Here is an 11,915-nt window from a genome sequence, read left to right on the forward strand (position 1 = left end):
CTACGTTATTAGAATCCGCTGATAGCCATTTCCTGAAAAAATCATGCGAAAAACTCCTCCTCCAAAGCCTCCGGCATTAGTTTCCAAACAAACGACACTTCAGCGGATTTTGACCACCGCAGTAAATGATTTGGGGTTGGATACGACCGTCGCCATTTTGAATCATGCCGAGGGGCCGTTTGCTCCTCAGGTGACCCGAGGATTTTCCGACCGGGAGGTTCAGGCGGTGCTGCGAGCGTTATCCGGCAATTTTGGGAATAGCGAAACGGGAACCAATGGCGGCAATGGATTTGAGCTCAAGGGGGCCATTGGTCTTCGGGTGGTGGCTCCGACCAGCAAAAATTTGTTGGCGGTTCCGCTGAAGGATGGAGCGCAAACGTATGGTGTGGTGGTCTTAGGAAAACGGGAAGGAAGTGCGTTTTCCAAAAGGGAACGAACGTCGATTGATTCGGTGGGAGATAGTATTACCAAGCAATTGCGGGACGCTGAACTTTTTGATGGAACGGTTATCCTTCATCAACCCAAAGTCAGTCAAGAACCGGTTGCCAAGGGAGAGATGGCGTCAGAGGTTCAAGGTGCCCAAATTCGAAGTTATACCTCCCCACAGGTTCAGGCCAAGATTACTGAGCTTTTGACCGAGGCTCAAGCCACGATCCCCTTCGATCGAGGCTGGGTCACTCTTTATGACCCCTTGGCGGCTTCCCTGGAGGTGTTAGGAGGGGTGGCAGGACATAAAAAAGAACTCCTTCCAGGTCAAATCTTGCCTTTGAATGAATCAGCATCTGGGTGGGCCGTTCGCCATCGGAAACCTCGGATTGATCATAACCTGGCCTCAACCCAAGGACGGTTCCAGGATTACAAGCAACTCTATCGTGAAAAATTTCGATGTACGCTTGTATTCCCGTTTTTTGTCAGAGGCCGGGTGGGAGGAACGGTGACGTTTTCATCAAAAACCCCAAATCAATACGAAGCGACAGAGGCCGAATCCAAGAAACTGGGACCGATTACGACACAATTGGCTCAACTTTTTGAAGATCCTGAGTGCAAACTTTCGGTTTTTTCGGCTCCCCCTGTACCTGAAAATACCTCGCCTGATTCCTCGGCGCCTGCGATTTCCAAAGAGCCAGATATTCGTCGTCAGGAGCGACAATCTGCGTTAAATGAGGTCAGTTCATTTTTGGCAGCGGAAATTCGTGAGCCCATGGGGTTTATCCGTGCGCAATTAGAGGAGGTGACTGGGGAGGGATCTCTGGATTTCGACTCTCAGACTCGAGTGGAAGCTGCCATGCGGGATATGATCCGGATGGAAAGCCTTCTTCATGAAATTCTGGATTTTGCCAAACCATTGGAATTGGACCGTCGTCCTTGTCGAATCCCCCAGCTCATTGAAGATGCCCTTTCGCTGATTGCGACGGATTTGAAGGCCAATCGAATTGAAGTGACTAAGGAGTTTCCGCCTCGGTTGGCCCAGGTGCGGTGGGATATTGAGAAAATGCAACATGTTTTTTTAAGTATATTTAAGAATGCCCTAGAGGCTATGTCCCCGGGAGGCCGAATTCTTCTATCTGCCACACAGCAACGAGGCCGGCAACCAGAAGTCATTGTTCGGATTAATAATAACGGGGCCCCTATTCCGCCTGAGATTCTCGAAAAGGTGTTTGAGCCATATTTCACCACAAAATGGTCGGGAACCGGCCTTGGGTTGGCCATGGTGAAAAAAATTGTTGAAGAGCACCAGGGGCAAATTGCCATTGAGAGCCACCCCGAAGAGGGAACGACAGTGGAATTGAGGCTGCCCACTCTTCGACCAAAAGTCCCCTACCGACGGCGAGGTGGGCCTCCTAGAAGGTCACGGAGAAAGACAGAATAATTGGGGAATCCTTGTATGCCTCCTTTTGGACAATTCAAGACAGCGCTTGACACATCTTGGGGAAAATGAATAAGATTCACCCCTATTTTCCAGGTGAGATCGGATCTTTCACGTCTTTATCGGCTATAAACATTTTTAACAAAGGAGCGGACTCATGAAAGGTATTCGCCTTCTTCTTGTTGCCTTAGCGGGTACGGCCTTTATGGCTACAGTTGCTTTTGCTAATCCGGCCTTGCTTTCGCCAAAGCCTGGGTACCCCATTGGAGCAACAAAATCTCCAGTGGACGGAACACGGACAAGTCATGATGCAGGCCAAACTAATGCCGTCGGTGCGGCAACCTTAGAAAAAAGTGCCAGTTTTCATGATTCTGAGGCACTGAATGAAGTTGAAGACCCTAACCGGATGCGTATTAAAGCATCAAAGGGCGCGGGTCGGTTGCCGGAAGTTGAAGGTCCTCTGAATCAGGTCAATCCCAATCCTGCTGGGGCAACTTCGACTGTCATTAACTAACGAAGATTTTCATTAGTAAAAAAAGTGTAAAAAGGAGGCTACTATTACAGTAGCCTCCTTTTTTTTTTATTTCAGTGACCCACCAAACTTCTTTATCTATGCCTATTTCTTGAGGGGCGAGAGGACCCATTGGACGATGGTGCATCGAGTTGAGACTCCTTTAGGGAAAATTCTTCGCGAACGAATACTCGGGGAAGGCCCAATGACCTTTCGAGATTTCATGGATCAGGCGTTGTTTCATCCGGAGTTAGGTTTTTATTCCAAAGGTCCTGAGATTGGTTCTCGGGATGGAACCTTCAATACGAATGCCATGTTTCCAGCCTTTGCCTTTTGTTTAGCCCGCGCCGTGGAACAAGCCGAGTCGATAATCGGCGAGCCCCTCCGTATTGTAGAACTTGGTGCGGGGACTGGCGAGTTAGGCACCGGAATTCTTTCTTTTCTCCCTACTGCCCGCGAGTATGTCGCAGTGGAACCAAGTTCTGGCCTTCAGCATAAGCAAAAAGCTCGTGGATTAGCAGCCGTGAAGACTGTTGAAGATTTGTCCCCTCGTCCGTCATTTGTATTTGGGAATGAGGTCCTTGATGCGCTGCCTGTTCACCGTGTGATGAATGATGGCCAAGGAAATTTAATGGAATTCTATGTTTCGATTAATCCACAGGGTGGATTCGAGGAGATACTAGGAGAGCCTTCGACTTCCGCACTTTCTTCAAGGTTACAATCTGAGGGTGTAACGCTCGGACGGGGTCAGATGGCAGAAGTCTGTTTAGAACTTGATCCTTTCATTCAGAGCATAGCGTCAATCATTTCAAAGGGGTACCTCATTTTTCTCGATTATGGGGATGAGGCGTTGGCTTTGTATCATTACACGCGTCGAAATGGTTCACTGCGATGCTATTTTCGACAACAGCAGGTGCATGATCCGTTTAACCATATAGGAGAACAGGACATCACCGCGGATGTGGATTTTACGGCCCTTGATAAGGCTGCGTGTTGTAGTGGCTTAGGAACGGCAGGTCAGGCCTGGCAGGGAACATGGTTAAAGAATCTAGGGATTCACCAATTTCAGCCAAAGGGCGTTGATCCAAAAGAGCTGCAAAATCAAATTGAGCAATTGACGAATCCTGCGAGACTGGGAAGTACCTTTGATGTGTGGGCCTGGAGAACGCCAAACATTCCCCTGCCCCCTGGCTTTTCATGAGTGATTCAAAATAGCGCTTTCCTCATCCCTAAATTTTTGACTTCTTACAGCCGACTTAGCTGCCTGCCTGTCAAATATTCCGACATACTGTTGAGAAATCAGACAAAGAAACCGTTCGTCAATCCGAGGGAGATCGCCTGTTCTCCCATTCAACTTATCGAGTGGATGTTACGCATTGGTCGAAAAAATAAGGGAAATCCAGTTAAAATCGCATTCTCGCTAGGCTAGGAAATTGTCCATCCATGACATTCATTTTCGAAAATTATTCAGGACTTTGACTGGCACATTTGATGCAAAACCCTCTGAAGAGAGCGCGTTGGCAGTGAAATAAACTCTTTTCAGGAGGTGAGAGATGCGGTGCACAAGATGTGAAGGGTTAATGGTGGTTGAGGATTGTTTGGATTATAAGGGGAACAAAGATGAGTTCTGGATTAAAGCCATGCGGTGTATTGCATGTGGCAATATTTTAGATCCCATGATTGCGCAGCATCGCACTCATGGACCAGCAGAAATTGTGTCCATTAACAGAAAGCCAAATCGACGAGCCCCACGAACTCCAGTGGCTCGGTTAAGCGCCTAGAAATCAAGAGCGGGGTTGGAAGCTACCAAAGATGGATATTCTTTACAGGTAAGTAGTGGCGTTGTGCGGGACCATGATGAAAACGTCATGAGAGAAAGTCGAGGTTGTTGTGGAACAGCCAGCAGGATATGAAAAGAATGAAAATTTGGCACGAAGGTTTAATCGATACTATTAATATACATTAGAAGTTAAGCAGATTCTTTTCGTGCTTGTAAGTCTAACAACGCCAAGAGGGCAAAAGGGTCGCCAAGCTTTGAGGCCTGTTGAAATAATGTGCGCGCCTTTGTAAGGTTTGGCCCACCTTCGGTCACTCCTTCGGTGTAGGCATATCCCAAATGCACCAAGGCTGCTGCATAGTCTGGTTGAATTTTGATGGCTTCTTCATAGGCGGATATGGCCTTTTGCCGATTGCCTTGTAGACTCAACGCCATCCCAAGCCCTAAATAGGCTTCCGCAGAATTTGCATTCTGTCGAAGAGCTTGCCGATACGCGGATTCAGCTCCACGATAATTTCCATCCAAGACTAATTTCCATCCGACTGTTGTATGCCAATTGGCGCTGAGCTGGGGGCCAGATCCTCTAGCAGATGTGTGACTTCCCGTCTTCTGAAATGGGTGAATTGGGAGATTATCGGTCGGTGGCGCTGATATGTTCGTGAACATCGAAGAAGGAGAAGACTGTAACGGCTGAATATGCTGAAAGCTTTCGAATATCGCTGCATCCGAATAATTTCCCTGCATCAACATCTGCTGATACAACGCCGATTGTTTGTGGTTTAGGAGAACAGAGGCTGAATGACTTTGATTTTCATGTGGTCTCACTGGAGCTACTTGCGTATTCACATGTCTGTCAGTCGATATCGCACATCCAGATAGCGTCGCTAATCCTGTAGAAATTCCGAGAAGAGCTAAAGCCCAAATCTTCAATAGAAACGACTGGTGTGTTTTTGTCAGAGTTTTCACTATATTTACCTCATTTACCTCATCTTGATCAGACACAAAAAAACAAGTCCTTCTTGAGTATATCGGGACAAAGAGACCTTCCTTGAGCCGGTTTTTCATCCCAACGCAATAACGTCTCAAGACATGGAAAAACAGGCAACCGATTCCTGGCTTCTGGGGATAATGGGGCATCACACCGCAAATTTATAAGCAGAGTGGTACTATTTTTTGCCAAATTTCGAAGGGAACCAGGAAGGAAAAAACCCTTGGTGGGTTGGGCTTTCTGAAGAGCCTTAAGGAGAACACGAGAGAGGAAAAGGAAAGGGCCTTGATTAATTCAATCGAGGCCCTTTCCTTTAATAAGTGAGGGAATTTTAAGAAGAGGGGCTGGAAAATGCTTGATCGAGCAAGGGTTTGAGCTCCCCCTTTGTTTCCATGGGCCCTAAGACGTCAGTATCGCCATAAAATTGGCCATTGATGAATACTTTAGGCAGGGTTGGCCAATTCGTCATGCGGGAGAGTGTTTCTCGCTTGGCGGGATTTTCCAATACATTAATGAGTTCATAAGGAAAACCAAATTTGTCAAAAAATTCCATGGTTTCTACAGTAAACCCACATTGTGGGGCGGTCTTGGTTCCTTTTCCGTAAATTAAAATTTTGTGTTTTTTAATTTCTTGTTGAATTTCCTCTTCAATGGGTTCAGCCATGTGGGGCTCCTTCCTATAATCCATCAATGGTTTCAGCCTGTAGTTCGAGCGCATGAATACGCCCATCTTTCATGGGTTCATCTAAGGCCTGATAAATCAGGCGATGACGGTCGAGTAAATTTTTATCCTTAAACGCATCCGATTGAACTCGGACATTCAGATGGTCCATCGTCCCCGTACGATCGGTGACAGAGACTTTAGCATCGGGCATGACGCGAAGGATGTATTCTGTAAGGACTTTGTTGGTGATCATGGCCTCCGGTACCTTTTTATGGGTCGATGTGGTGAAAATGCAACAGCTTTTTAACCCTCCTATCATACCCAACGCAACAGGCTTACGCAATTACGCCGGGATTGCTTTGTTAATCATGGGGAGAGGGATTAAGGCGAAATTTTAAGATGAGACCTAAGAAAAAGGCCCAATCGTTCGAGAATGTCAAATGGGATTTCATGTCCACCACGAAATTCGTGCCACTCGACGGATAGTCCATGCTCCACCATCAGATCTCGAAGAGATTTGGCAATGCCACAGGAAAGTAAAGGATCGTCGGTCCCGTGACTTTGAAAGACGGAAAGACCTGTTCGTTTCGCCATGGCCGGTACCCAGTCATTCTTGGCGATCAGACTTCCTGACAAAAGAGCGAGTCCCCCAAAGGGACGCTTGGTTCGAAGCACCGTGTCACAGGCTAACATGGCGCCTTGTGAGAAACCTCCAAGAATAATGTGCTCTGAGGGGATGTGCCAGTTCCGCTCTAAGTCATCAAGGAGTGCAATTATGGATTCTCTGGCTTCCGAAAGGCCCTCAGGAATGGCATGTACGTCTCGTCCTCGGCCACTGGCCATATCTCGAGCAATCTGTTCCATATCGAGCATCCACCAGGCCCTTCCACCCTGCAGTCCTCCGTTTAACGACAATGGGGCCACAGGAAACACAAACTTGACTTCGTCAGGAACTCGAATCATTTTCCATAGTGGAACAAGATCATCTCCGGGGGCACCAAATCCGTGGAGGAGCACGACCATTGGCCCTTTTCCAGCACCGTCACGATTTTGGCCGCCCACGATTTGCGCAGCCAGTCCACCTAAAGATTCAATGTACATAGATTTCGATTCGAAGGAGGAATCCCTTAATGTCCCATCTTAGGTGCGCCGGCATTGGCACCTTGGGTGATAAGAGGAATTCGAAGGACTTGTTGGCAGTGTTGGCAGGTCACACGCCAAGTATTGTCGTCGGAATACACGATGTCCTGTTCCTTAGTCCAAAACAACTTTTGGCATTTGGGACATTTTCTCACAAGTGTTGGCATATGCCTCCTCTTGGTTGCTGGTATTTGTAGAAGGTTTAGTGTAATACAGATACCCATCAAATCTCTAGGTAGGGCATTAAAAATATAGCGTTTTTGGATATTGTTTCGATTTTCATGATCACCTACTCCGACGGAAAACAATTCGATAGTTCTCTTCTTTTGCCCCTGTTTGAGCAGTCTACCTGGGCCAGTGGCCGAACTCTAGAAGATACTCGGGATCTCGTCCAGCATACCCATTTGTTTCTTACGGCTTGGGATGAGGGGAGGCTTGTGGGATGTGGACGGGTGCTGACGGATTATATCTATCGAGCCTCTATCTGGGATGTTATTGTGGATAGAGAGTACCAAGGCCGGGATATTGGAACAGGGATTATCCATCGGATTTTATCGCATTCAACACTGCAGCGGGTGGAATTGTTTTGGCTGTGCACTCGTGATAAACAGCGGTTCTATGAAACTCTCGGTTTTAGTGCCAAAGAGCAAATTGGGATGGTATGGGACCGAAAGAAACAACCATCTCCAAAATTCTGAGTAAATGGTTTTTACCATCAATGTGCAAGTTAATGGGGAATATCCACATGGGCCTCCTCATTTACAACACAGCTACTGACAATGATTGGTAGCGTCTTCCAATCTGGATTTTCGAACATACTTACTAGGACAACCTGAAATATGAAATGTTTGGGGTTAATGTCAGGCACCTCGGCCGATGGTGTTGACTGTGCCATCGTCGAAATCACTCCAACAAAGAAACGACCGAAGATCACCCTGCTTTCCTCACAAACTAGACCCTATCCTCCTAGCTTAAGAAAGCAAGTGCTATTAGCTCCGACTCATGGCAAGGTGGCCGAGTTGTGTCATTTGAATGCGGCAGTTGGAGAAGTGTTTGCCCAGACGGCCCTGCAGACGATTAAGCAGGCAAACCTCACACCTAAGGATATACGGTTGATCGGTTCCCATGGACAAACCGTGTACCATCAACCTAATCCCATTCGGGAGTCCAAGGTTGGATTGGTTCGGTCGACCCTTCAAATTGGTGATCCTGCCATTATCGCGGAACGAACCGGCATTACAACCGTCGCCGATTTTAGAACCCGCGATATGGCGGCCGGAGGTGAAGGGGCACCCTTGGCCCCTTATGTCCATCACCTCTTGTTCCAGTCAAAGCGTCAGTCACGTTTGGTCGTGAATTTGGGGGGGATTGGCAATGTGACTTTTCTGTCGGCCAAGGGCGGTCTTGAGGATGTTCGAGCCTTTGATACGGGTCCATGCAATATGTTGTTGGATGGATTAGTTCTAAAATGGACATCTGGAAAACATCAGATGGATCGAAACGGTCGCTTGGGGCGAAGAGGTCAGTGTCATGACTCGCTCCTCAAAACTTTATTGTCCCATCCCTACCTTGAAAAACGTCCTCCCAAATCAACTGGTCGTGAGGAGTTTGGTGACTCATATATTAAAGGTGTTTTGCGGCAAGCAAAAGCTAAACGTTTATCGTTGGAAGATATCCTAGCGACCTGTTGCGCATTTGTGGCCAGAACCATTCTCGACGCCTGTGAGGTCTTTCACGGAAATGTCGAGGAGGTCATCTGTGGCGGCGGGGGAGTGAAAAATTTTGCCCTTATGGAGGCGCTGAGAAAGGAATTGGAGCCCCGTGTGGTAGGGACCATGGATCAACTCGGGGTTGACAGTAAGGCCTTTGAGGCCTTGGCCTTTGCGGTGATGGCTTATCAAACCATTCAGGGCATTCCTGCGAATGTCCCGTCTGTCAGCGGCGCTCGACATGCCGTCGTGTTGGGAGCGGTGGTTCCTGGGAAAACAAAAATATCCATTCGTCTCTAGTGTTCCCTTTAGGTAAAGGTTTTCTGTAGTGGCTGCCTCTGAATCCCTTCGAGCCTTATCGATTGAGTCACTCCCGCTTTTGTCTCAAGTTCTCATGTTGGGATTGACCATTGTAACATTCGTTCTTGTTTATTATCTGCTACAGCCATGGTGGAGTCGGCGGCGTGAGACGCAAGGAGGGAATGAGACCACAGGGCCAGGCGCGATGACCGCCAGGGCACGGCCTCTTTTCTCCCAATCAGAAATGGAATTCTTTAACCTGCTCCATTTAGTATCCCGTGATATTTTGTTGGTCTTTGCCAAAATACCCATGCGGACGTTGGTGCAGGTGAATGCGGAGGATGAAGATGCCCGTCGAGAGTTTGTCAAATCTATCCGGGCACTCACCGCGGATTTCGTGTTGGTTCATCCCGGCACGATGCGTCCGAATAAAATCATAATGTTTGGCGTAGAAAATGAGAGCGGTCATTTGTCATCCTTGACCAGCTTAATGAAAGGGCTTTGTCAGGAAGCAGAGATTGATTTCATTCGAGTGGAGGCGAACAAAAATTACAGTGCCGCGGAATTAACGGAGCTCCTTGGATTGAGAGAAGACGATTAAGGTTTACTGGGAAATGACGGGAAGCATGGCACGAAGGGCGTGTTGTGCTGTGTGGTCGAGGTCGCCAGAGGTAATGGTCGGATCATCGAATGGTACGAAGAGCGCGAGTTTAAAAAATGGTCGATTAGCCAGTACGGCGGCTACTTCTGGCTTTCGTTCCTTGGTCAGTTCCAAGGTATACCCCGGTCCCTGTTTCCACTCCCACAAGGAATGGTCTAGGCAAAGACAGACACCGCGCTCAGCGATATCTGAAAACCGGTTGACCAAGTTTTCTTTATAGCGTCGAATGTGACCTCCCTCGAGGATTAGGGCAAAAATAATGTGATGGCCCCACCAAAAAAGTGTGCGAAACGCAAACTTGACCTCTCGTGTGTAATACCGTGGGTAATCCAGGTATTGATAGGGAAAGCTTTCTAAATGTTCCCCTTTGACTAGTTGGAAGGAATCGGGCCCATATTGATCCGGCACGATAAGGGCTTGGGTGGTGAGTTCCCGTCGATAGGTCTGATGGAATTGTTCTAACTGGCGGCGAATTTTTTTTGAAATGGAGGCCTTATCCAGAAAAAACTCAGTATCTGTCAGACGGAAGATTTCCTGAGGCGTAAACAGCATGGTCAGTTTCGTTGTACAAAATCTAATGGTTGCACATTCCCGATCAAAAAATTCATTCCTTAAACATTCAAGAAAGTCAAAAAATGAAAATAGCTACCTTTAATGTGAACTCAGTGAGGAAACGATTGCCAACGGTCACGCGTTGGTTAAAAACCCATGCTCCCGATGTGTTGTGTTTACAGGAAACCAAGGTCCAAGATTCCGAATTCCCCGTGGCTGCCCTCGAATCCTCCGGATATGTGGCCACATTTCGTGGAATGAAAGGGTACAACGGAGTGGCAGTGCTGACCAAATCCGCACCGGATTTTGTCTCGGAGGGGTTGGATAAAGGTCCCAATGGCGACGGGCCGCGACTGCTTCATGTTGTTGTCCAAGGGGTCGTGATTGTGAACACGTACATTCCTCAGGGGTTTAAAATCGATCATCCTAAATATCAATACAAACTTCAGTGGTTTAGCCGGTTGCGTCGATATTTTTCACGGCACTTCGACCCTCACCAGCCTATCATATGGTGTGGAGATATGAATGTGGCCCCTTTGCCTATGGATGTCCACCATCCTGAAAAACATCTCACGCATGTTTGTTATCATCAGGAGGCACGCGATGCCTATCACAAGACGTTAAATTGGGGATTTGAGGATGTGTTTCGCCGTCTGTATCCAGACACGCCTCAATACACGTTTTGGGATTATCGCCAGCCTGATGCCCTAAAGGCCAATCGTGGTTGGAGAATCGACCATATTCTGGCCACAACACCCCTGGCTCAAAAATGTACAGCTGTCGAAGTCGATGTCCAGCCAAGGAAAGGCAAGATGCCCTCAGATCACACGGTTCTTTGGGCGAAGTTTGCCATTTAGCGGAATTTCCTTTTTGAGGGGTCCGTGTGGTTTGGTCAGAAATTACTTTTTCTTCCTTGGGGACCGGTCTGGGTTCGGAATGTTTTCGAGAGGGATGAAGACCGCCAAGGCTACCACGGTAGTCCACAAATTTGATTTGCCGATGGCTGACTGCGTGATATTCTGGGTGCGCACAATCTTCCCGCCCATTTTAAAGACTTGTTCCCGTTCCTTCCACGCCACATCGGGATCGAATTTTATGCCGAGGGTCGTGGCCAACATTTGCGCGGCGAGATCTTCTGTATATTCTCCAGCTTCTTCGTCGGTTTCGCCATAGGCATGATGTTCTGAAAGATAGCCGTAGGCTTTGTGTCGGCCTTCGGGAATGGCGACGCCAATGGAGGAAGAGACTAACCGGTTGTGTTCATTGGTTTCGCATCGGGCCATGACGCAATATGTAATTTCTCCGGGATTCAAGAGCTCTTCCCCTCGTTTTCGAGGAATAATTTTACAGTTGGGGGGCAATATCGAGGAGACGCAGACGAGATTACAATATGCCACACCAGCACTGCGTAGGGCTTCCTCGAAGGAAGCAAGTTTTTCTCGATGGACACCGACCCCACGGGTCAGAAACATGTGAGTAGGAACCACGTCTCCTCCATTTTCCTCGTGTAATAGATCACACGGCAGTCTAAAGATGATTGGTGAATCTGGCTATCCCGAGGTGCCCAATTAGCAAAGAAGGACGCATTCCCTTTTTGTGACTGCGCTATATTATGAACTTCTTATCCTGCCTTGAGGTTGGGAAAAACACGCGGGCAGCATATTGGCAAATTTGTGAGGAATTCTGCAAGGAATTTATTAAGATTTCATAATTCCTCAAGGAAGAACAGTGAGGAAATCAAACGTT

At 47.8% G+C, this 11,915-nt stretch carries 15 protein-coding genes; 8 read left to right on the forward strand and 7 right to left on the reverse strand.

The window, feature by feature from the left end:
• The first annotated feature begins 43 nt into the window (after positions 1 to 43).
• The 4 genes from PPG34_RS13045 (at position 44) to PPG34_RS13060 (ending at position 4,159) form a co-directional block, all read left to right on the forward strand.
• Positions 44 to 1,870 (forward strand): ATP-binding protein, encoded by a 1,827-nt coding sequence (locus tag PPG34_RS13045; protein WP_313833828.1) that lies wholly within the window; start codon positions 44 to 46, stop codon positions 1,868 to 1,870.
• Between the two features lie 154 nt (positions 1,871 to 2,024).
• Entirely contained in the window at positions 2,025 to 2,381 is a 357-nt protein-coding gene (locus tag PPG34_RS13050; RefSeq protein WP_313833829.1) for a hypothetical protein, read from the forward strand.
• A gap of 136 nt (positions 2,382 to 2,517) precedes the next feature.
• Entirely contained in the window at positions 2,518 to 3,579 is a 1,062-nt protein-coding gene (locus tag PPG34_RS13055) for a class I SAM-dependent methyltransferase (protein WP_313833830.1), read from the forward strand.
• Positions 3,580 to 3,931: 352 nt separating this feature from the next.
• On the forward strand, positions 3,932 to 4,159 hold the full coding sequence (locus PPG34_RS13060) for a hypothetical protein (protein WP_313833831.1): 228 nt from the start codon (positions 3,932 to 3,934) through the stop codon (positions 4,157 to 4,159).
• A gap of 188 nt (positions 4,160 to 4,347) precedes the next feature.
• Here PPG34_RS13060 and PPG34_RS13065 read toward each other — a convergent pair whose 3' ends face one another.
• From PPG34_RS13065 to PPG34_RS13085, 5 genes are all read right to left on the reverse strand, one after another.
• Positions 4,348 to 5,121, reverse strand: a complete 774-nt coding sequence (locus tag PPG34_RS13065) for a tetratricopeptide repeat protein (RefSeq protein WP_313833832.1) — start codon at positions 5,119 to 5,121, stop codon at positions 4,348 to 4,350.
• Positions 5,122 to 5,474: 353 nt separating this feature from the next.
• Positions 5,475 to 5,807 carry a glutaredoxin family protein gene (locus tag PPG34_RS13070; protein ID WP_313833834.1) on the reverse strand — a complete coding sequence of 111 codons (333 nt, stop codon included), beginning with the start codon at positions 5,805 to 5,807 and terminating at the stop codon, positions 5,475 to 5,477.
• A 13-nt stretch (positions 5,808 to 5,820) separates the two neighbouring features.
• On the reverse strand, positions 5,821 to 6,060 hold the full coding sequence (locus PPG34_RS13075) for a BolA family protein (RefSeq protein WP_313833836.1): 240 nt from the start codon (positions 6,058 to 6,060) through the stop codon (positions 5,821 to 5,823).
• Between the two features lie 128 nt (positions 6,061 to 6,188).
• The gene (locus tag PPG34_RS13080) at positions 6,189 to 6,908 is read right to left on the reverse strand and encodes an alpha/beta hydrolase (protein ID WP_313833837.1); all 720 of its coding nucleotides are present in this window, start codon (positions 6,906 to 6,908) and stop codon (positions 6,189 to 6,191) included.
• Positions 6,909 to 6,934: 26 nt separating this feature from the next.
• A complete protein-coding gene (locus tag PPG34_RS13085; protein WP_313833839.1) occupies positions 6,935 to 7,114 on the reverse strand; it encodes a hypothetical protein in 180 nt (59 codons plus the stop codon).
• Between the two features lie 114 nt (positions 7,115 to 7,228).
• Here PPG34_RS13085 and PPG34_RS13090 point away from each other — a divergent pair, with 114 nt between their 5' ends.
• From PPG34_RS13090 to PPG34_RS13100, 3 genes are all read left to right on the forward strand, one after another.
• Positions 7,229 to 7,645, forward strand: coding sequence for a GNAT family N-acetyltransferase (locus PPG34_RS13090; RefSeq protein ID WP_313833841.1), 417 nt, complete (start codon positions 7,229 to 7,231; stop codon positions 7,643 to 7,645).
• A gap of 141 nt (positions 7,646 to 7,786) precedes the next feature.
• The gene (locus tag PPG34_RS13095) at positions 7,787 to 8,956 is read left to right on the forward strand and encodes an anhydro-N-acetylmuramic acid kinase (protein WP_313833843.1); all 1,170 of its coding nucleotides are present in this window, start codon (positions 7,787 to 7,789) and stop codon (positions 8,954 to 8,956) included.
• 28 nt (positions 8,957 to 8,984) lie between these two features.
• On the forward strand, positions 8,985 to 9,557 hold the full coding sequence (locus PPG34_RS13100; protein ID WP_313833845.1) for a DUF2726 domain-containing protein: 573 nt from the start codon (positions 8,985 to 8,987) through the stop codon (positions 9,555 to 9,557).
• Positions 9,558 to 9,560: 3 nt separating this feature from the next.
• On the opposite strand, the gene PPG34_RS13105 is transcribed toward PPG34_RS13100, so the two are convergent.
• Positions 9,561 to 10,169 (reverse strand): hypothetical protein, encoded by a 609-nt coding sequence (locus PPG34_RS13105; RefSeq protein ID WP_313833847.1) that lies wholly within the window; start codon positions 10,167 to 10,169, stop codon positions 9,561 to 9,563.
• A gap of 83 nt (positions 10,170 to 10,252) precedes the next feature.
• Here PPG34_RS13105 and xth point away from each other — a divergent pair, with 83 nt between their 5' ends.
• Positions 10,253 to 11,026: an exodeoxyribonuclease III gene (gene xth / locus PPG34_RS13110; RefSeq protein WP_313833849.1), complete on the forward strand. Its 774-nt coding sequence runs from the start codon at positions 10,253 to 10,255 to the stop codon at positions 11,024 to 11,026.
• Between the two features lie 42 nt (positions 11,027 to 11,068).
• Here xth and PPG34_RS13115 read toward each other — a convergent pair whose 3' ends face one another.
• The gene (locus tag PPG34_RS13115; protein WP_313833851.1) at positions 11,069 to 11,656 is read right to left on the reverse strand and encodes a pyruvoyl-dependent arginine decarboxylase; all 588 of its coding nucleotides are present in this window, start codon (positions 11,654 to 11,656) and stop codon (positions 11,069 to 11,071) included.
• Positions 11,657 to 11,915 lie beyond the last annotated feature (259 nt).

It is taken from the genome of Candidatus Nitronereus thalassa (assembly GCF_032191465.1).
Lineage (GTDB): Bacteria > Nitrospirota > Nitrospiria > Nitrospirales > UBA8639 > Nitronereus > Nitronereus thalassa.

Bases quoted from the DNA above. Each gene is read 5' to 3' on its own strand.
- PPG34_RS13045 (WP_313833828.1), top strand. From the start codon at position 44: ATGCGAAAAACTCCTCCTCCAAAGCCTCCGGCATTAGTTTCCAAACAA.
- PPG34_RS13050 (WP_313833829.1), top strand. From the start codon at position 2,025: ATGAAAGGTATTCGCCTTCTTCTTGTTGCCTTAGCGGGTACGGCCTTT.
- PPG34_RS13055 (WP_313833830.1), top strand. From the start codon at position 2,518: ATGGTGCATCGAGTTGAGACTCCTTTAGGGAAAATTCTTCGCGAACGA.
- PPG34_RS13060 (WP_313833831.1), top strand. From the start codon at position 3,932: ATGCGGTGCACAAGATGTGAAGGGTTAATGGTGGTTGAGGATTGTTTG.
- PPG34_RS13070 (WP_313833834.1), bottom strand. From the start codon at position 5,807: ATGGCTGAACCCATTGAAGAGGAAATTCAACAAGAAATTAAAAAACAC.
- PPG34_RS13075 (WP_313833836.1), bottom strand. From the start codon at position 6,060: ATGATCACCAACAAAGTCCTTACAGAATACATCCTTCGCGTCATGCCC.
- PPG34_RS13080 (WP_313833837.1), bottom strand. From the start codon at position 6,908: ATGTACATTGAATCTTTAGGTGGACTGGCTGCGCAAATCGTGGGCGGC.
- PPG34_RS13085 (WP_313833839.1), bottom strand. From the start codon at position 7,114: ATGCCAACACTTGTGAGAAAATGTCCCAAATGCCAAAAGTTGTTTTGG.
- PPG34_RS13090 (WP_313833841.1), top strand. From the start codon at position 7,229: ATGATCACCTACTCCGACGGAAAACAATTCGATAGTTCTCTTCTTTTG.
- PPG34_RS13095 (WP_313833843.1), top strand. From the start codon at position 7,787: ATGAAATGTTTGGGGTTAATGTCAGGCACCTCGGCCGATGGTGTTGAC.
- PPG34_RS13105 (WP_313833847.1), bottom strand. From the start codon at position 10,169: ATGCTGTTTACGCCTCAGGAAATCTTCCGTCTGACAGATACTGAGTTT.
- xth (WP_313833849.1), top strand. From the start codon at position 10,253: ATGAAAATAGCTACCTTTAATGTGAACTCAGTGAGGAAACGATTGCCA.